The sequence below is a fragment of the Marinobacter orientalis genome (assembly GCF_004792665.1).
GTDB classification, from domain to species: Bacteria; Pseudomonadota; Gammaproteobacteria; order Pseudomonadales; family Oleiphilaceae; genus Marinobacter; species Marinobacter orientalis.
In genome coordinates this window covers 146,139-165,867 of sequence record NZ_SRZX01000006.1, presented here as the reverse complement: position 1 = coordinate 165,867, position 19,729 = coordinate 146,139, and the positions used below count along the sequence as shown (strand labels likewise).

Genomic DNA, 19,729 nt, shown 5'->3' with positions numbered 1-19,729 from the left:
TTAACTCCCTATTCCACTCACTCAACAAGGCGCTAATGCCTTTAACGCCAACTTCCCCATCTCAATACCCTCCTGTCGCCCGGTTTTCATTCCGCACTGCCTGATGAGCAAAGCGCGCCTCAAACCTTTTCAATCCCCAGTGACAACAGCGAAGCATTGCCTCCTGCCGCCGTAGTATTAACGGTGCGTGTTCTCTCGGTGGCAAACCGCAACAGGTAATGCGGGCCACCGGCTTTGGGTCCGGTGCCAGACAACCCGCGGCCACCGAAGGGCTGAACACCAACGACAGCACCAATCTGGTCACGATTGACGTAGGTATTGCCAACTTTCACACGCCGCTCGATATAGGCTGCGGTTGATTCACTTCGGCTATGAATGCCCAGGGTAAGCCCGTACCCCGCGGCGTTTATTTCCTCAATTACGTCGTCGAGCTTCTCTGCAGTGTAGCGGACAATGTGCAGGACCGGACCGAAATGCTCCGCTTTCAGCTCGGCAATACTGGCAATGGCGTAAGCGGACGGCGGCACGAAGTGGCCTGAACAAGCGGATTCCGGCAGCGGCGTTTGCGATACCAGCCTGGCGCTCCTGTCCAGCTCAGACAGATGAGCTTCGAGACTGGCCTGTGCCTTTTGGTCGATAACCGGCCCCACATCAGTGCAATGCCACTCCGGGTTGCCGACGGACAGTTCCTGCATGGCGCCCGCCAACAAAGCCTCCGTGCGTTCGGCTACATCTTTCTGAATATAGAGTACGCGCAGTGCCGAGCAACGCTGCCCGGCGCTGGTAAAGGCCGACTGAATGACATCTCTGACCACCTGCTCCGGTAACGCACTGCTGTCGACAATCATGGCATTCTGCCCACCTGTCTCGGCGATCAACGGCACAATCGCCCCTTCCCGCTGTGCAAGGGCCCGATTGAGCATATGCGCCACCTGTGTAGAGCCGGTGAAGGCCACGCCGGCAACCCTTGGGTCCGGAATCAGGTTACCGCCGATTGTTGCGCCGTCACCGGGTAAAAACTGGATCACATCAGGCGGGAAGCCGGCCTCCAGCATCAGCTCAAAGGCACGATAAGCGACCAGGCTTGTCTGCTCCGCCGGCTTGGCAATAACCGCGTTACCCGCCACCAGTGCCGCCATAATCTGGCCGGTAAATATTGCCAGCGGGAAGTTCCAGGGGCTGATGCACAGGAAAACACCCCGTCCCTCCATATAGAGCTCATTGCTCTCCCCCGTAGGACCCGGCAGAGCTATCGCATCAGCAAAGCGTACCCGACCCTGAAGGGCATAATAACGACAGAAATCGACGGCCTCCCTTACCTCGTCGACCCCGTCCTGCATGGTTTTCCCCGCCTCTCGGCAACAGATCGCCATCAGCTCTTCCATGTTCGCTTCCAGCAGATCTGCATAACGTTTGAGACAGTTGGCACGCTCTTCGACCGGCCGTTCACGCCATCTGACAAAACCTTTATTCGCCAGATCCAGTGCTTCAGCTGTCTGTATTGCCGTCGCCCAGTAAACGTGGCCTACCTGCTGGAAGCTGTCGTAAGGCGCATGGATTTCCCGGCATTCTCCTTCCCGGCGTTTCTCGCCACCAATGACCGGGGCCGCTTGCCAGCGGGTTTTTGCCCATTGCCCCAGGCGATGCAGCAACGGATCCAGGTGTACCGCCACCCCGATATTGACTCCGCGGGAGTTGCGCCGCTCGTTGCCATAAATATCGGCGGGCAACGGAATACGGTCGTCAGGCAGTGAGTCGTAACCCTGCAATACCTGTACCGGGTTCTGCACAAGAGCGTCTACGGGTGTGGCCGCGTCCACCAGCCTGTGCACAAAGGATGAGTTGGCACCATTTTCGAGGAGACGGCGAACCAGGTACGGCAACAGATCCTTATGGGCTCCGACCGGGGCATAAATGCGCACCGGAATGTCATTGTCCTCAAGAATGCTCCTGTACAGTGCGTCGCCCATTCCATGCAGCCGCTGGAACTCGATCCTGCGCCCCTTGTTCCGGGCCATGACCAGCACGGAGGCCACGGTATGTGCGTTATGGCTGGCAAGCTGAGGGTATAGCGCTCCTTCGGTATAATTGCTTAACAGGAAGCGCAGGCAGGCCAGATAAGAGGTATCAGTACCTTCCTTGCGAGTGAATACCGGATAACCTTCCAGGCCCAGCTGCTGACAGATCTTGATCTCGGTATCCCAATAGGCTCCTTTTACGAGCCTCACGGGAATTTCGTCACCCCGCTCTTTCGCCAGTTTGGTCAACCAGCACAGTACTGGTAATGCCCGTTTGGAGTAGGCCTGGACAACCAGACCAAAACCGCCCCAGCCCTTTGCGACCGGTGACGTAAACAGCTTTTCGAACAGCTTCAGTGAAATTTCCAACCGGTCCATTTCCTCGGCATCGATGGTTATCGACACCTTCTTTTCCCGCGCGAATGTCAGCAGGTGGACCAGCGTGCTGTAAAGCTCCTTCAGAACACGCCCCTGCTGTGACACTTCATATCGAGGATGCAGGGCGGACAATTTTATGGAAACGGACGGCGCTGTCTTGCTGTCTGGAAAGGCATCATTGCCAACGGACTCGATGGCTTCCATATAGTCCTTCAGATAGCGACCAGCGGCATCCCTGGTCATCGCTGCTTCGCCAAGCATGTCGAAGGAGCAGGTATACCCCATATCCCGATATTCGCGGGCGTTGCTCAGGGCCTCACCGATATCGCGGCCCAATACAAACTGTTTGCCCATGATGGCCATGGCCTGGTACATCGCACTTCGGATAACAGGTTCGCCACTGCGCCTGACCAGTCGCCTCCAGATGCGGGACGAAGAACCATCCAGCCGCTTGTCCATTTTCACCACCCGGCCTGTCAGTAACAGCCCCCAGGTGGAGGCATTGACCAGTGTGGATTCACTGCGGCCGACATGCCTTGTCCAGTCGGCGTCCGACAACTTGTCCTGAATCAGCGCATCAGCGGTGTATTTGTCGGGAATACGCATCAGTGCCTCGGCAAGGCACATCAACAGTATGCCTTCCTCGGTATCGAGGCTGTATTCCTGCAACAACGCATCAACCATGTGGACGGAGTCGTGCTGGTCACGTACTTTTCTGATCAGAGCGGTAGCCGTTTCCGTAACGGCACGATGCTCTGCAGTATCGCTGCGGGCCAGGGGAATCAATTCATTGAGATAGCGTGTTTCGTCGACAGCGTAACTGGCAGCAATGGCTTGCCAGAAAAAGGACCTTGGCTGTTCCTGGAACGCAGGTTCGAGAACCTTGCTTGCATGAAACATCTGGGTGCCTCGCCGACAGTGCCCGTCACTCACCGGGTACCTCGAACTTATTGTTCTGTGTAGATCAGACAACACGCACCTGCTCGTTCAGCGTTTTGGCGTGATCGGCTATGCTGTTAAGTTAGTATTACTACGGATCCGTGGCTTACAAAATCCTACGATTTTTTTGTAAATTCATCCGGAAATGGGTGTTTTTTAGCAAATCAGGCAACTTTGCCATCAATTCGCAACCTGGAAGGCGTGGTGCCCTTATGTTTTCTGAGGGCGTTGGTAAGAGCGCTCTGAGAGGAGAATCCGGTCCGGTAACTGACTTCCGAGACCGAAAGGGGGGTCATTGTCAGTAACTGAACAGCCTGGTCAAGACGGATTTGTAGCAGGAACTGGTGTGGGGTGACACCGACCACTTCCCGGAACATTTCGTGGAAGCGGCTGACGCTGAGGCAGGCCACGCTGGCAAGGTCGTTCACGGTAATCTTGCACTGGATGTTTTCCATGATATAGCGGCGGATGGTGTCCGGGCTTAGGGCATGGCGGTTCTGACGCACTTCCCGGCCCTCGTTCAGACGTTCTGCCATACAGTGCAGGATGCTGGCACCCATGTGATGCTTTATGCCTTCGTTATCCGGCGACCGGTCAAACTCTCCGGCAACAAACTGCACCAGACCCTGTAACTTGCTGTCCAGTACCAGCGTACGCGGCCTCTCGAATAAAGGGGCCAGGGTTTCGTATTCGCTGTGGGCTGGACTGCTGAGGGCCGGCATATAAGGATCAAGATTGATCACCAGCACGTGATTCTGAAAGTCGCCACAGTAGTCATGCCTGGCTTCGGTAGGCACCAGGCAGGCGCGCCAGGTATCCAGGTGGGAGCCGGTTCCGTCCACGCTGAGATCCGCCTCACCGCGAACACCGACGACAACCTGATGGTGTTCATGGCGATGATGATGGGAAGCCGTTGGAAGTTTCAGCAAACGCGCGTTCAACATACCCGCGACCCGGAAATTGGTTGAGAATGTTACTCAATTAAAGCAGAACATCGCCTGACATGCACGATCAGGGCTGGCTCACCAGGCTCTGAATCAGGCTGGTGACGTCATGGCTGACTGTCTCCAGGGGCCGTCCGGCGTCCACAATGTGGTATCGGCGAGGGTCGTCCGAAGCTCGATCAAGGTAGGTCTGGCGTATGCGTTCAAAGAAGGCCACGGTTTCGCGCTCAAATCGGTCCAGATCGCCTCTGTGGCGGGCACGGGTCATTCCGGTTTCTACCGGCGCGTCCAGCAGAATAACGTGGTCCGGTCGAAAGCTCCCCTGCACCAGGTCTTCCAGCTGGGCGATACGTTCCGCCGGCACACCGCGCCCGCCTCCCTGATAGGCGAAGGTAGCGTCGGTGAAGCGGTCACACAACACCCATCGTCCCGCTTCCAGTTGCGGAAGTATCCGGGTATACAGATGCTGCGCGCGGGCAGCGAACATCAACAGCAGCTCGGTGATGTCATTGACCGGCTCGTCCCGGGGCGCCAGCAGCAACTCGCGAATCGATTCCGCCATGGGCGTGCCGCCGGGTTCCCTGGTCACAGTATAATCAATGCCCAGTGTTTTCAGGGTGGCTGCCGCATTCTTCACCTGGGTGGACTTGCCAACGCCCTCAGTGCCCTCGAAGGTAATGAACTGCCCGCGACTCATTGCCCGCCTTCCTTCGCATCGGGCACAGGCGCCGGCGAGGAGCGATAGTCAGACCGACGATTGAGCTGAAATTCCCGCACGGCCTTCTGATGCTCCTGTAAAGTCCGGGAAAACTTGTGGGTGCCATCTCCGCGCGCGACAAAATACAGGGCATCACCATCGGCCGGGTTCAGGGCCGCGTGAATCGCTTCCTTTCCGGGCAATGCAATGGGCGTCGGTGGCAGGCCATCAATCCGGTAGGTGTTGTAGTCAGTTCGGGTCTGCAGATCACGACGGGTGATCCGGCCCTGGTACTTCTCACCCATGCCGTAAATCACGGTCGGATCAGTCTGCAACCTCATTCCCTTTTCCAGGCGGCGGACAAAAACACCCGCCACCTCTTCGCGCTCATGGGCGGCACCGGTTTCCCGCTCAACGATGGAGGCCATGATCAGGGCTTCGTAGGGTGAATCGTAGGGCAGGTTCTCGGCTCTGGACGCCCATTCTTCGGCCAACACTTCCTCCATTCTTTCGAAGGCGCGGCGGAGCAGATCCAGGTCGGTCTCACTGCTGGTAAACGAATAGGTATCCGGGAAAAAGCGGCCCTCCGGATGCTCGCCTTCCGCGCCCACCGATTCCATGATCCGGGCATCAGTCCATTCCGTGGTTACCTTCTCAAGACGTTCGCTGGCTGCCAGTGCCCGGCGCATATCCTGGAACGTCCAGCCTTCGATGAACTGGATCTGCCAGTGTTTGGTGGCACCGGCCACCATCATCGCGATCATGTCCAGGGTACTCATTCCGGCTGCGAACTCGTATTCTCCGGCTTTCAGGCGAGTCTGCTCCGGAAACAGTCTGCCATGGATCTTCAGCCAAAGGCTGTCACCGGCGAGGTCTTCCGCCTCCAGCTTGCGGGCAATCTGCCCGTAACCACTACCGGAGGGAACACTGAACAGCACAGGCTCAGTCAGTGCTACCGGTTGTTCAAGGGTCTGGAGCCCCTGCCATACCCAGAGGCTACTGCCGGCGACGACCAGAACGACAAGGCAAAACAGACTGATTACCAACTTCTTCAACAAGCTTTTTATTCCAAAGTTTTCAGAGGGTCGCAGATTGTCTCAAGCCCGCCATCCAGTGGCAAATCAACACCGCCCATTTGACGAACAGGAACAATACCGACAACGCTGTTGGTCAGATAAAGTCCGCGGAAATCGGGCGACGAGAGAATGGAGGGCTGAACCGCTTCCTCAACAACCTCATGTCCGGTTTCACGAAGACATTCAATCAGATATTTTCGCATTACACCGGCCACTGCAAGACTTCTGCCAGGCGGGGTCAGCCATTTTTTACCATGGCGGAAAAACAGGTTCGTCCGTGTGCCCTCAACCAGATACCCCGTGATATCGCGCATGATCAGCTCGAACTCCTGCCCTGTAAACTCGCGGCTGGCCATAACCTGTTCCAGTCGGTTGAGCGTTTTGATACCGGCCAGCTGCGGATTTACGGTCAGGGGAAATTGCGAAAGGTCTGCCACAACTCCCCCACTGTCCGGGAGTGGCGGCATGGCCGAGACGGAAACAATCAGATTGGGCTGGCAGTTCTCGGGCAACCGATAGCCACGACCTCCGCTGCCGCGCGTCAGAATCAGCTTGAGCACCCAGTCGCAGCCTTTGAAACCGGCTTCGTAAATGACCCCGGCCTGAGTTATCGCCGTATCCAGATCATGACGGTGAACCGGTATCCCCAGACGCGCTGCGTCCGCCACAATCCGGTCCAGGTGGAGCGAGCGCAACACTGCCCGCCGGCCACGCATCCGAATGGTTTCAAACAATCCGTCACCATAGGCTATTCCCCGGTCGGCGGCAGAAACTCCGCTGCTGTCAGCCCTGATAACGTTGAGCACGCTTCCTTTTAATCCTCGTAACGCTGGAAAATGAGGGTACCGTTGGTACCACCAAAACCGAAGGAGTTCGACAAAACAACGCGAATATCGGCCTTGCGGCTCTTGCCCGCGACAAAGTCGAGGTCACAGCCTTCGGCAGGCTCTTCCAGGTTAATGGTGGGAGGCAAGACACCGTCGCGAATCGACAGCACCGAGAAAATAGCCTCAACCGCACCCGCGGCCCCGAGCAAATGTCCGGTCATGGATTTTGTGCTACTGATCGACAGTTTGTAGGCGTGCTCCGCAAACACCGACTTTACGGCGGCAACCTCGGCAACGTCACCGACCTGGGTGGAGGTACCGTGGGCGTTAATGTAGTCAACTGCGTCGAGATCAAGCCCGGCATCACGCATCGCATTTTTCATCGAACGGGCCGCCCCCTCGCCACTGGCCGGCGGAGAGGTGATGTGGAAAGCATCGTCACTCATGCCAAAACCGATGACTTCCCCATGAATGGTTGCTCCCCTGCTTTTGGCGTGTTCAAGTTCCTCAAGCACCACAACCCCGGCGCCATCACTGAGCACAAAACCGTCCCGGTCCGAGTCCCAGGGCCGGCTCGCCTTTTCGGGCTGCTCATTGCGGGTGGATAAAGCCCGCGCAGCCGAAAATGCGGCGATGGAGCTGCGAGTGGTGGCCATTTCCGAACCACCAGCCAGCATCACATCCGCATCACCATAGGCAATGGTACGGGCAGCATAGCCAATATTATGAGTGCCCGTGGTACAGGCCGTCACGATGGCGATATTGGGGCCCTGGTAACCGAAACGAATGGCAACGTTACCGGAAATCATGTTGATAATGGACGCCGGCACAAAGAAGGGGGATACTTTTCTTGGCCCCGACTTCTCCATATTGATGATGTTCTTCTCCATGTACTCCAGACCGCCAATGCCCGAGCCAATGGCGACCCCGACTCTTTCCCGGTCGAGGCCGGCATAGCCTTCCAGGCCGCTGGCATCGACCGCCTGCTGGGCCGCAATGAGACCATAATGGATAAACGCGTCCAGTTTTCTGGCGTCTTTGGTGGAGAGGTGGGATTCCATGTCCAGATTTTTGATACTGCCGCCGATCCGTGTGCTGTACCCAGTGGTATCAAACCGGTCGATTTCGGTTATGCCACTGCGCCCCGCCAGGATACCCTCCCAGGACGAATCCACATCGTTGCCCAGTGGCGACAGCATTCCCATGCCTGTTATCACAACACGTCGTCTAGCCATATCCACTTCACCTGAAGTCTGTTCCGGTACTGCTATAGTAAATGCCGGCCCATAAAAAAGCCGCCCATTGCAGTATTACATGGACGGCTTCTCGCCTGGCGTTAAAAACGTGCTGAGTATCAGGTGTGCGCGACGATGTAGTCGATCGCGTCCTGAACACTCGCCAGCTTTTCCGCTTCCTCGTCCGGAATCTCGGTCTCGAACTCTTCTTCAAGTGCCATGACCAGCTCAACAGTGTCCAGTGAGTCAGCGCCAAGGTCCTCTACAAAAGAAGATGTGTTCTGAACTTCGGACTCTTTAACGCCCAACTGCTCACAAACGATCTTCTTCACGCGCTCTTCAACTGTACTCATAATGTCCTCACTTTTTGTGTCAACCAAGCAACTTGAGTGCTGCCAGTTTAGTTTAAACCATACCTGCAAACAAGCAGGGGTTCCATCAAACATGTTGTGCAACAAGGGTTTGCGCACATGCCCCCACAGGGACTATCCCATGTACATACCGCCATTGACGTGAATCGTTTCGCCCGTCACGTAACCGGCGGCCTCCGAGGCCAGGAAGGCAACAACTGCTGCCACTTCTTCCGGCTCACCCAGACGACCGGCGGGTATGACTTCCATCATAGCCTCGCGTTGCTTATCGTCCAGTTTTCGGGTCATATCCGTGTCAATAAATCCCGGGGCAACACAGTTGGCTGTGATCCCCCGGTTCGACATTTCTTTCGCCAGGCTACGGGTGAAGCCCTCCACACCGGCCTTGGCAGCGCAATAATTGGCCTGTCCCGGATTGCCCATACCCGCAACGACGGAGCTGATATTGATTACCCGCCCCCATCTTGCCTTTGCCATGCCGCGCAATACAGCTTTGCTGGTGCGATAGACGCTCGACAGGTTGGTTTCAATCACCGACGACCAGTCATCGTCTTTCAGGCGCATCAGCAGGTTATCACGGGTAATCCCCGCATTGTTGACGAGAATCACAGGCACGCCGGCTTTTTCGGTCACTTCCTTCAGTCCGGCATCGATGCTGTCCGGCTCGGCGACGTTCATTACGATACCGAAACCCTTCGCCCCCGCCGCCTTCAGGTCAGCCGAGATAGACTCTGCACCCGCTGCGCTTGTTGCCGTGCCCACGACTGTAGCACCCTGGTCAGCCAGTGCCCTGGCGACGGCTTTTCCGATACCGCGGGTTGCACCGGTTACCAGTGCTGTCTTGCCTTCAAGAGACATGCAATGCTCCTATCCTTTCTGTCCGAATGCCTCTGACGCTTTTTTCAGGGCATCGGGCTCCTCAATTCCGTAGACCGACAGGTCACGATCGATCCGCTTTGCCAGGCCGGCAAGCACCTTGCCGGCGCCGCACTCTACAGCGATGCGTACATCACTTGCCACCAGTTTCCGAACCGTATCGGTCCACAACACAGGAGAGTATAGCTGTTTAACCAGATTCGTCTTGAGGGTATCGCTGTCCTGGGCGATGGCGGCGGTCACATTCTGAACAACCGGGATGACAGCGTCGTTAAAATCAACATCGTCCAGTGCGGAGGCCAGATCTTTTGCTGCGTCTTTCATCAGCGCACAGTGGGACGGGACACTCACCGGCAGTGGCATGACTTTCCGCGCGCCACGGGCCTTGCATGCCTCTATGGCGCGCTCCACCCCCGCCGCAGAACCCGCGATCACTACCTGGCCCGGAGCATTGAAGTTAACGGCGGAAACCACATCGCCGTGCGCAGCCTCGGCACAGGCCGCGACCACATCACCGTCTTCCAGCCCGAGGATGGCCGCCATCCTGCCTTCGCCGGGGGGAACGGCCGTTTGCATGAGCTCACCGCGCAGTTGCACCAGTTTCAGGGCATCGGAAAAGGTCAGGCTCTCCGCAGCCACCAGTGCACTGTACTCGCCCAGGCTGTGGCCAGCGACGTAATCGGGCTCCTGCCCCCCCGCCATGAACCATTGTCGCCAGAGCGCAATGCTTGCGGTCAGAAGGGCGGGTTGCGTCACCGTGGTCTGGTTCAGATCCTCGGCAGGCCCATGCTGGCAAAGATGCCAGAGGTCATAACCGAGCACATCTGAGGCTTCAGAGAAGGTTTTCTCTACGATCGGCCAGGTCTCGACGGCTGTCTTCAGCATGCCGACAGACTGCGATCCTTGTCCGGGAAATATAAAAGCTGATTTCATAGGGCGAATCTTACCGTTAATAACGGGTTACGGGAGATTAGCCAATAGTACAATCTGGCGGCCATTTCGGCCAATCTAGCAAAAACGCGGAGAGACTTCAGTCTCAGTAACAGGGCAAATCTGGCCCCGGTCAGATCATCAGGTCGTCGAGGCGCTCGTTGATCCGGCTGGGAACATCGAGTTCAACTTCCAGGACTGCCTGGCGAATGGCGGCCAGCATCGCGCGCTCGTTGGCATTGCCATGGCTTTTGATCACCACTCCCTGAAGCCCCAGAAGGCTGGCGCCGTTATGGCGCGAAGGGTCCATCAATCTGAGCAGGCGCCCGATCATGGGCCGCGCCAGCAGGCCAACAAATTTCCCGTAAAGGGTCCTGGTGAATGCCTGCTCCAGCAGATCAATAAGCAGCCCGGCAACACCCTCACCGGTTTTCAGGGCAATATTGCCAACGAAGCCGTCACAGACCACCACATCGGCCACGTCCCTGAAAAGGTCGCTGCCTTCAATATATCCGATGTAATTGATGGTATCGCACTGGGCCAGCATGTGAGAGGCAAGCCGCACCTGCTCATTACCCTTGATCTCTTCCTCGCCCACGTTCAGAAGTGCCACTCGGGGCTCTGGCTGATTACAGATGGCCGACGCCATCAGTGACCCCATCAGCGCATACTGGTAGAGGTTTTCCGCCGTGGAATCCACATTGGCACCCAGATCAAGCACATGGCAGCGGCCACGGAGGGAGGGGATCAGTTTGGCAATGGCCGGCCGTTCAATACCCGGATACATACGGATAACAGATCGCCCAAATGCCATAAGGGCCCCGGTATTACCGGCACTCACACAGCCCTGGGCAACACCATCGCGAACCAGGCCAAGGGCGACGGCCATGGAGGAGTTGCGTTTGTGCCGAAGGGCATGGGAGGGCCGCTCATTCATGCGCACAACGTCGGCCGCCTCGACAATGCGAATTCGTGGGTGCCCCTCATGCAACAAAGCCTCGAGCTCGCTCCGGATTCCCACCAGAACAAGACTCAAGGCTTCGTTTTCTTTTACCGCATCCAGCGCCGCGGACACCACCACGTCGGCTCCGCGATCACCACTCATGGCGTCAATAGCGATGGTGACCGGCTTCACCGTTCCTCCATCTGGCACTGGGGGATGGATACTGGCGACGATTTACTCGTCGCTAGCCTCAATTACCTGCTTGCCACGGTAAAACCCGTCTGGTGACACGTGGTGACGGCGATGCACTTCACCGGTGGTGGTGTCAGTGGACAGAGCTGCAGTGCTCAGGGCGTCGTGTGAACGGCGCATACCGCGCTTTGAGCGGGTCTTTCGGTTTTTCTGTACAGCCATGATTATGCTCCTGACCTGATAAACGTGTGTTCGTGAAATTCGCGCCGGCTTTCCGTGAAAAACGACGCCTGATTAATGTTTCTTCGTCTTGAGATCCGCCAGCACACTGAACGGATTGTCTTCAGGCTTTTTCACCGGCTCGTCATCGGAATGATCCGGCTCAAAGGCTTCCAGTTCTTCCCTGGCGGGACACTCGTCACGCTCATGAAGCGGGAACGGAGGCAGAACCAGCAGCAGCTCGTCTTCGGTCATGGACCACAGATTCGCGCTGAAATCGTCAGTCAGAAACGGTTCAAGTTCCCTGGGCAACTGCTGCGCCTGTTTATCGCTGGTTACCAGTCCCAGCGTAAAACTGGATACCAGCGTTTTGGGCATGGGCCCCATGCAACGCTGACACTCCAGCAGTACCGGCGCTTCCAGCTCGCCCGCCACCATGCGCCGGCGTTCGCTGTCCATGGAAAATGACAGCTTTACCCGGCACACCGCGCCATCCTCAATTCCGTAAACGGAATCAACAAAGCGAGACAGTGCCTGCAGAGGGATCTCTCCCTCCAACACAGTGTTTTGCTCTGCCAAACGATAAGGATCGACAGTTTTGGGCAGCTCGGCGCTAGAGGCTTTTGACATAGGCGCGCAATTTTAGGGGCCCGGCACGCTGCTGTCAAAGACTTCATGCGTATTTGACCAGGGGTTACACCGGGGATAGGTGTATTCTACGATAATACCATCGTCACCGGGCGAGCCCGGCCACATATCAGACCCGTTCTTCAAGGAAGCCCATGAACCCGCACCCTCTGCTGCTCGCATCCTCATCGCCCTACCGGCGACATCTGCTGGAAAGGCTCGGCCTGCCGTTCGAGGTGGCGTCACCGGAGATCGATGAGTCGCCCGCTGACAACGAAACGGCGGAACAGCTGGCTACGCGGCTGGCTCAAGGCAAGGCCGAAGCCCTTGCCCCTGCCTGGCGCGACCACTGGATTATCGGCTCGGACCAGGTTGCCTGCCTGGAGGATGGCATGCTGCTGAACAAACCCGGAAATCATGAGCGCGCCGTGGAACAACTTGACCGAAGCAGTGGTCAGCGGGTTTCCTTCATGACCGGCCTGGCGCTGCTTGATGCCGGCTCAGGAAAAATACAGACCCACTGTGAGCACTTTCATGCCCACTTCCGGTCACTCAGTCCGGATGAGATAGAGCATTATCTGCGAGCGGAGCAACCCTATGACTGCGCCGGCAGCTTCAGGGTGGAAGGCCTGGGTATCGCGCTGTTCAGTCAGTTGGAGGGCAGAGACCCCAACAGTCTGGTGGGGTTACCACTGATCGCACTCAACGACATGCTTCGTAACTGGGGACTGAATCCGCTGCTTCAGCCCCCGGGACCGATCAGCGCAGCTCGAACCGTGATTCGGTAATGTAACGGGCGATGCCGCTTCCCACCGACACTCCGAACTGATCCACAATGTCCTGCAACGGCGATCTGCGACGACTGTAATCCACCATGTCTTCCTGGCCAATTACCTGCCTGGCCACGTGGGACGAACTGCCCAGGCCGTCAATCAGCCCGAGCTCCAGTGCCTGCTCACCGCTCCAGATCAGCCCCGAGAACAGGCGCTCATCGTCGGCAAGGCGATCGCCACGTCCCTTACGCACGCTTTCTATGAACTGGCTGTGGGTGGTTTCGAGCACCCCCTCCCAGAACTGCACCTCCTCTTTTTCCTCGGGCGAGAACGGATCGAGAAACGCCTTGTTCTCGCCAGCGGTGTAAAGGCGTCGGTCAATCCCGAGCTTGTCCATGATGCCGGTAAACCCGAAGCCACCGGCAACCACGCCAATGGAGCCAACCAGGCTGGCCTTGTCTGCATAGATTTCATCCGCGGCTGCGGCGATGTAATAGGCGCCGGAAGCACCTATGTCGGAAATAACGGCGTACAGTTTTTTATCGGGATACTCGTCCCGCAGACGAACGATTTCATCATAGATGTATCCCGACTGCACCGGACTTCCCCCGGGGCTGTTGATCCGCAGGATAACGGCTACCGAATTTTCAGCGTCGAATGCGGTTCGCAGGGCACCGGCAATATTGTCCGCACTGGCCAGCTCATCCGCAGCAATGGTGCCCTCAACTTCTACGAGCGCCGTATGCCTGCCCTTGGTGGCAGACTCCAGAGCTCCGCCGAACGGGAACTGAAACATGATTAACAGCGCAAACAGATATCCGAATGTGAGCAGCTTGAAGAAAATACCCCAGCGCCGGCTCTTTCTCTGCTCCGACTGAAGGGACATCACCAGTTTTTCAATCAGCTTCCAGTCGCGGGCTGATTCCGGAGGTATTGCGGGTTTTTTGCGACTGCCAGACGGCTTTCCCCCCTCACTATCTGCCCCGCTTTTCGCCCCGTTCTCCGGCTCACTTCCCCAGCCCGGATTCTTGTCTGACTCCCAATCGCTCATTGATTCATCCTGTTACCGTTACCGTTCAGAGACCAAGTACGTCCCGCAGATCCTTTACCGAATCGACGATCGCGTGAGGGGAGTATTGTCCCAGCACATCCCGTTTGTGGACGCCCCATTCCACACCGATAGAGGGCATGCCGATACGCTGCGCCATATCAAGGTCGTACCGGGTATCACCAATCATGACTGCCTGGGACGGCTCAATGCCGTAAAACCGGATAATCTCGCCCAGCATGGCCGGGTCGGGCTTGGAACGGGTTTCATCGGCGCAACGGGTGATGCCGAAATGCGACCCCAGGCCACTCGACACCAACGCTCCCTCAAGGCCGCGACGACTCTTGCCGGTGGCAACCGAACAGCTGCGCCCGCCACCCCGGAGATCCGCCAGCACATCCGCCATACCCTCGAAGACATTTTGCGGCGTGGTCACCTTGGAAAAGAAATAACGAGAGTACCCCTCCCGGATGGTGTTCATTTCCTCGCGGCTGATCCCCGGATACAGCTTTTCCAGTGCCTCGATCATACCCAGACCGATAATGTCGCGATAAGCTTCACGCTCCAGTTCCGGGTAACCCAGTTCGGTGGCGGCCTGGTGAAGGCTATCGGCAATGTGGTCAACGGAATCCACCAGTGTTCCGTCCCAGTCAAAAATTACGACCTTTACGTCCATTCTTACTACCCTGCTGTGGTCATGCTGCATTCATCCCGCAGCGAAACCGGTTATTCGGATGCCTTCCGGCGAGCTGTCAACCTGGCGATGGTCCCTGCAAACGCCTCGTCGTAAGGCGCCTCAAGATGAACCGCCTCACCGGTGGCAGGCAATGTAAAATCCAGCGCACGGGCATGCAGCATCAAACGCTGGCCACCGGCAGAACGGAAAGCCCGAAGACTCACATCATCCATATACTTGTCATCCCCGGCAATCGGATGACCTGCCCAGGCGCTGTGAACACGAATCTGATGCGTCCGCCCCGTTACCGGAGAGGCTTCTACCAGACTGTAGCCGCTGTAGGATTCCAGGCACCGGAACAGCGTGAGAGACTCTTTCCCGGCAGCATCTACCCGCACCCTCCGCTCCCCGGAGACCAGCTCAAACCGCAATAGCGGCTCATTGACCCGTTTGAGTGAGCGCGGCCAATCTCCGGCTACCAGCGCATGATACCGCTTACGAATGCGTTTGTGGCGAAGTTCATCCTGAAGGTATCGCAGCGCCGAGCGTTTCTTCGCCACCATCACCAGGCCCGAGGTGTCCCGATCCAGGCGATGCACCAGCTCCAGGAACTTCGACCCCGGCCTTGCCGCCCTCAGCACCTCAATCAGGCCGAAGTCCAGACCACTGCCACCATGAACCGCAATGCCGGATGGCTTGTTCACCACCAGCATCTCGTCGCTCTCGAAAATGACCGCCTCCTGCATCACCCCCTGTACACGTGAGCCGGGCACAACCTGTTCCGGTTTTTCTTTGCGGGTTACTGGCGGAATACGCACTTCGTCACCGGTATTAAGGCGGGTATCAGGGTTGACCCGCCCCCTGTTTACCCGCACTTCGCCCTTGCGGATAATGCGATAGATGATGCTGCGCGGCACATCCCGGATTTGCGCCATCAGGTAGTTGTCTACCCGCTGCCCGGCATTGTCCTCATCAACCACCACCTTTCGCACACCCTGTCTCACCTCTGCATCGCGGGAGCCGGTCACCTGAGCGTTCTTTGTCCCACTGGCCGGCCGTAGAGAAGAAGGAGTACGTTTCTGTCTGGAAGATCTGGACATGGTTACCTTACCGCCAAGAAGCCTGCGGGATTGAAGGGTCGGGCGAATACTGTTATATTCCGGCGTGCTCTACCGTTTGTCTACGGCCTGACCAGTATGTCAGAAGCCGGAGCGGCAGAAGTATACCGACACTATTTGAGAGTTTGAACGCCGAAAGCCCAATCATTACCGGGAACGGCGACCGAATCCTCCCGGGCTGGAACGGAAGACGCCGAGAACGGCAACTGGCCGGACTCCGGGAGAACAAGAAACCGTACGGAAAACCGTCGGGCGACATCGCGAAGAATCTTTACCAGCATGCAGGGCCGGGCCGTCCAGGATACGAATACGACGTGAGACCCAGGCACCCGCGTGAACCTGAAAACGGATAACATGCGTCAACAGACATTAACCCTACACGACACCTCCCTGCCCTCGGGCAGTCGATCTGTCGGCGGTGGCCTCGGAATCCCGGGAAGACTTCCCGCAGGGATCTGATTCGTCTGGCCGCCGGCTTGCTCCTGATAGACGGGGCCCGCGGCACGCAAGTTCTGCTTCGCTGATGCCATCCCCCCTGGTTTTCTGTCCAAACCAAACGACAGGAACCACTTCTTTCCATGAAAAGAATGCTAATCAATGCAACTCATCCTGAAGAGTTGCGCGTAGCCCTGGTTGACGGCCAGAGACTGTTCGACCTGGACATTGAATCCAGCTCCCGTGAGCAGAAGAAAGCCAACATCTACAAGGGTCGCATTACCCGGGTAGAGCCCAGCCTGGAAGCCGCCTTCGTGGACTTCGGTGCTGACCGCCACGGATTCCTCCCTTTAAAGGAAATCTCCAAGGAGTATTTCAAGAAATCTCCCGGCCAGATTGAAGGTAAGGTCAACATCAAGGATGTTGTTGCCGAAGGCCAGGAAGTGATCATTCAGGTCGACAAGGAAGAGCGCGGCAACAAGGGCGCAGCCCTGACTACCTTTGTCTCCCTCGCCGGCCGCTACCTCGTGCTGATGCCCAACAACCCCCGTGCCGGTGGCATTTCCCGCCGCATTGAAGGTGACGAGCGGGCACAACTGAAAGATGCCATGAGCGATGTCCAGGTTCCCAAGTCCATGGGCATCATCGTACGCACCGCCGGCATCGGCCGCACCACCGAAGAGCTTCAGTGGGATCTCGACTATCTGGTCCAGTTCTGGGAGGCCATTACCCAGGCCGCCGGCGAGCGCAAGGCACCGTTCCTGATCCATCAGGAAAGCAACGTTATCATCCGCGCCGTGCGTGACTACCTCCGCCAGGACATCGGCGAGGTATTGATTGACGCCAGCACGGTCTACGAGGACGTACTGAACTTTGTTCGTGCCGTGATGCCCTCGTTCGAGAACAAGATCAAGCTGTACAAGGACGAAATCCCCCTGTTCAGCCGTTACCAGATTGAAGGCCAGATCGAGACCGCCTTCCAGCGGGAAGTGAAGCTGCCCTCCGGTGGTTCCATCGTTATCGATCCCACCGAAGCACTGGTCTCCATTGATATCAACTCCTCCCGCGCCACCAAGGGCCATGACATCGAGGAAACCGCGTTCCAGACCAACCTGGAAGCGGCGGAAGAGATTGCCCGTCAGCTGCGCCTGCGTGATATGGGCGGCCTGATCGTCATAGACTTTATCGACATGACCCCGGCCAAGCACCAGCGGGAAGTCGAGCAGAAGATGCGGGAAGCGCTGGAAATCGACCGCGCCCGGGTTCAGGTGGGCAAGATTTCCCGCTTTGGCCTGCTGGAAATGTCGAGGCAGCGTCTGCGCCCGTCACTGGGTGAGACCCGCAGTGAAGTCTGCCCGCGCTGTGAAGGCCAGGGCACCATCCGCGGCATCGAGTCCCTTGCCCTGAGCATCATGCGCCTGATCTTCGAGGAGTCTTCCAAGGAGAAAACCGGCCAGGTTCGCGCCGTTGTGCCCGTTGCTGTCGCCACCTTCCTGCTTAACGAAAAGCGTAAGCAACTGGCCGATATCGAAGCCCGCCAGGAAGTGGAAGTTGTCGTGGTACCGGCACCGCACATGGAAACACCGCACTTTGAAATCCTGCGCATGCGGGATGACGAAGCCGGGGCGGAGCAGGTATCGAGCTACCAGGTGGCGCAGGAGTACAGCGAGAGAGAGGAAGAGATATTCGAGGCTCCCGCTGCCCAGCCGCCGGTTCGCGAGCAGGCTGCCGTCAAAGCCATACGCCCGGTTGCACCAGCTCCGGCGCCGGCGCCGGCTCCGGCTTCGGAAAAACCGGAAGAAGCAACACCGGCCGAACAGAGCGAAGGGCTGTTCCGCAAGCTCGGCCGCAAGATTGCCGACTTCTTCAGTGGCGAGGAAGTCATTGGCGAGCTTCCGGTGAAGCGCGAAGAATCCGGCCGCCCCGGCCTTGACGAGCGCCGCACCCAGGACCGTCAGGACCGTCGCAAGTCCAGGGTAGCCAGGGACGAAAACCGCCCAGGCAACCGCAGCGGCACCGAACGTCGCCAGCCAAATGCCAATCGCAGTGACAGCGGCCGCACTGAGGACAACCGTAGCCGCAACCGTGGCGCAAACCGCACTCGTGGAGAAGACCAGGCTCGAGGCAGCCAGGCCCAGCAGGGCGGCGCCGAAAAGACGGTTGACGGCCGCAAGGAAGGCAGCCGCAAAGAAGGCCAGCCCCAGAGCCGGGGCCAGGGACGCAATAAGCCCCAGGGCCGCGACCAGAAGGATACTCGGGAACAGAAGGATACCCGGGCACAGCCCGAAAAGCAGGCGGAAAAACAGGAGCCACAGGAAAGCCCCGCCCCGAAGGCGCCTGCCGCTGACAAGGCCGGCTCTGACGAGAAGCGTCGCAAGCCACGTCGCAACCGTAATCGCGACGGCTCGCCAGCGGAAACGCCAGCCTCCACACCGGCGGACCGCAAGACTGCCCGTAGCGAAAAACACCAGAAAGATACCCAGCCGGAAGACCAGCGGGATAAACAGCCGGCAACACAACCTGCCGGCAAACCGGACGTAGCGGCTGCCAACACGGCAGAGAACAAGCCGGCCGAGAAGTCTTCTGAAAAACCTGCAGACAGCCAGAGTGACAAAGTGGCTGAAACTGATAGAACCTCAGAGACAGCGCCGAAGCAGGCTGCGGCTGAGTCATTACAGGCCCCGGAAGCGGATCAGATGGAAGCACCTGCCGAACAGCCGGTGACCGGACAGCCGGCCAGTGAAGACAAGGCGGCAGATACTGCGGCCGAAACCCCACAGGCCACTGCGGCGGACACGAAGGGCACTGAGACCGAAGGCGCCGGTGGCGAAGAAAAGCCGAAACGTCCTTCCCGTCCGCGCAGGTCTTCCGGAAGAAAGCCGGCGGCGAAGAAGGCAGAAACCGCTACTGACGCAGGCTCTGAGACCGCCGACAAGCCGTCAGCGGAGCAGACAACCGCAGAGGAGCCGGCAGCAGCCACAGGGACGCCGGAAACTGGAGTTACGGCCAAACCCGAGCAGCAGGCCGAAGCCAGGCCAGAAGAGCCCTCAGAGATCGCAGAGACAGCTGCCGTACCGGAAAAGACCGAGCAGCCTGCGGCCAAACCTCCTGCGCCCGAGCCTGCAGCCCAGCCTCCTGCATCCGAGCCTGCGGCAACAGATGAGACCAGCAAAGCGGAAGACAGGCAAAAGACTACCGGGCAGCCTTCTGAAGAGCCGGAAGCCGAACAGGTCAAAGCGGATGACAAGCCCGCTGAAAAGGCCGGAGAGCCAACGCCCGAGCCAGAGAAGCCAACCGAGCAGGCTGAGGTACCGGTAACGCCGGGCCGAGCCTACAATGATCCGAGGGAAGTCCGTAAACGTCAGCGGGCAGCCGAAGAGGCCAAAAAGGCCGGGAGTAACTGACGA

At 58.0% G+C, this 19,729-nt stretch carries 17 protein-coding genes; 2 read left to right on the top strand and 15 right to left on the bottom strand.

Annotated features, from left to right (window positions below; all coding sequences use genetic code 11):
• Positions 1–119 precede the first annotated feature (119 nt).
• From putA to DIT72_RS15490, 12 genes are all read right to left on the bottom strand, one after another.
• Positions 120–3,296 (bottom strand): bifunctional proline dehydrogenase/L-glutamate gamma-semialdehyde dehydrogenase PutA, encoded by a 3,177-nt coding sequence (putA, locus tag DIT72_RS15545; RefSeq protein ID WP_135956162.1) that lies wholly within the window; start codon positions 3,294–3,296, stop codon positions 120–122.
• A 203-nt stretch (positions 3,297–3,499) separates the two neighbouring features.
• The gene (locus DIT72_RS15540) at positions 3,500–4,279 is read right to left on the bottom strand and encodes an AraC family transcriptional regulator (protein ID WP_135956161.1); all 780 of its coding nucleotides are present in this window, start codon (positions 4,277–4,279) and stop codon (positions 3,500–3,502) included.
• A gap of 67 nt (positions 4,280–4,346) precedes the next feature.
• Entirely contained in the window at positions 4,347–4,976 is a 630-nt protein-coding gene (tmk, locus tag DIT72_RS15535) for a dTMP kinase (protein WP_135956160.1), read from the bottom strand.
• Positions 4,973–6,034 carry an endolytic transglycosylase MltG gene (gene mltG, locus DIT72_RS15530; RefSeq protein ID WP_135956159.1) on the bottom strand — a complete coding sequence of 354 codons (1,062 nt, stop codon included), beginning with the start codon at positions 6,032–6,034 and terminating at the stop codon, positions 4,973–4,975. Before mltG ends, tmk begins: the two co-directional genes overlap by 4 nt.
• A 5-nt stretch (positions 6,035–6,039) precedes the next feature.
• Complete coding sequence (pabC, locus tag DIT72_RS15525) at positions 6,040–6,858, bottom strand: aminodeoxychorismate lyase (RefSeq protein ID WP_135956158.1); 819 nt, start codon at positions 6,856–6,858, stop codon at positions 6,040–6,042.
• Positions 6,859–6,866: 8 nt separating this feature from the next.
• Entirely contained in the window at positions 6,867–8,114 is a 1,248-nt protein-coding gene (gene fabF / locus DIT72_RS15520) for a beta-ketoacyl-ACP synthase II (protein WP_135956157.1), read from the bottom strand.
• A 119-nt stretch (positions 8,115–8,233) separates the two neighbouring features.
• The gene (gene acpP, locus DIT72_RS15515) at positions 8,234–8,467 is read right to left on the bottom strand and encodes an acyl carrier protein (RefSeq protein ID WP_007154069.1); all 234 of its coding nucleotides are present in this window, start codon (positions 8,465–8,467) and stop codon (positions 8,234–8,236) included.
• A gap of 132 nt (positions 8,468–8,599) precedes the next feature.
• Positions 8,600–9,343 (bottom strand): 3-oxoacyl-ACP reductase FabG, encoded by a 744-nt coding sequence (gene fabG / locus DIT72_RS15510; protein WP_135956156.1) that lies wholly within the window; start codon positions 9,341–9,343, stop codon positions 8,600–8,602.
• Positions 9,344–9,352: 9 nt separating this feature from the next.
• The gene (gene fabD, locus DIT72_RS15505) at positions 9,353–10,294 is read right to left on the bottom strand and encodes an ACP S-malonyltransferase (protein ID WP_135956155.1); all 942 of its coding nucleotides are present in this window, start codon (positions 10,292–10,294) and stop codon (positions 9,353–9,355) included.
• Between the two features lie 130 nt (positions 10,295–10,424).
• Positions 10,425–11,426, bottom strand: a complete 1,002-nt coding sequence (gene plsX / locus DIT72_RS15500) for a phosphate acyltransferase PlsX (protein ID WP_265937506.1) — start codon at positions 11,424–11,426, stop codon at positions 10,425–10,427.
• A gap of 42 nt (positions 11,427–11,468) precedes the next feature.
• Entirely contained in the window at positions 11,469–11,648 is a 180-nt protein-coding gene (gene rpmF / locus DIT72_RS15495) for a 50S ribosomal protein L32 (protein ID WP_041333767.1), read from the bottom strand.
• Between the two features lie 72 nt (positions 11,649–11,720).
• Positions 11,721–12,275, bottom strand: coding sequence for a YceD family protein (locus DIT72_RS15490; RefSeq protein ID WP_135956153.1), 555 nt, complete (start codon positions 12,273–12,275; stop codon positions 11,721–11,723).
• A 152-nt stretch (positions 12,276–12,427) separates the two neighbouring features.
• On the opposite strand from DIT72_RS15490, the gene DIT72_RS15485 reads away from it, so the two are divergent.
• Positions 12,428–13,060, top strand: coding sequence for a Maf family protein (locus DIT72_RS15485; protein WP_135956152.1), 633 nt, complete (start codon positions 12,428–12,430; stop codon positions 13,058–13,060).
• Here DIT72_RS15485 and DIT72_RS15480 read toward each other — a convergent pair.
• Genes DIT72_RS15480 through rluC form a run of 3 tightly spaced genes read right to left on the bottom strand, consistent with a single transcriptional unit; the run spans position 13,032 to position 15,869 of the window.
• Positions 13,032–14,096, bottom strand: a complete 1,065-nt coding sequence (locus DIT72_RS15480; RefSeq protein WP_135956151.1) for a S49 family peptidase — start codon at positions 14,094–14,096, stop codon at positions 13,032–13,034. The genes DIT72_RS15485 and DIT72_RS15480 overlap by 29 nt on opposite strands.
• A 25-nt stretch (positions 14,097–14,121) precedes the next feature.
• Complete coding sequence (locus DIT72_RS15475) at positions 14,122–14,769, bottom strand: HAD family hydrolase (RefSeq protein ID WP_135956150.1); 648 nt, start codon at positions 14,767–14,769, stop codon at positions 14,122–14,124.
• 50 nt (positions 14,770–14,819) lie between these two features.
• On the bottom strand, positions 14,820–15,869 hold the full coding sequence (gene rluC, locus DIT72_RS15470) for a 23S rRNA pseudouridine(955/2504/2580) synthase RluC (protein ID WP_135956149.1): 1,050 nt from the start codon (positions 15,867–15,869) through the stop codon (positions 14,820–14,822).
• 596 nt (positions 15,870–16,465) lie between these two features.
• Here rluC and rne point away from each other — a divergent pair.
• Complete coding sequence (rne, locus tag DIT72_RS15465; RefSeq protein WP_135956148.1) at positions 16,466–19,726, top strand: ribonuclease E; 3,261 nt, start codon at positions 16,466–16,468, stop codon at positions 19,724–19,726.
• The last annotated feature ends 3 nt before the right edge of the window (positions 19,727–19,729 follow it).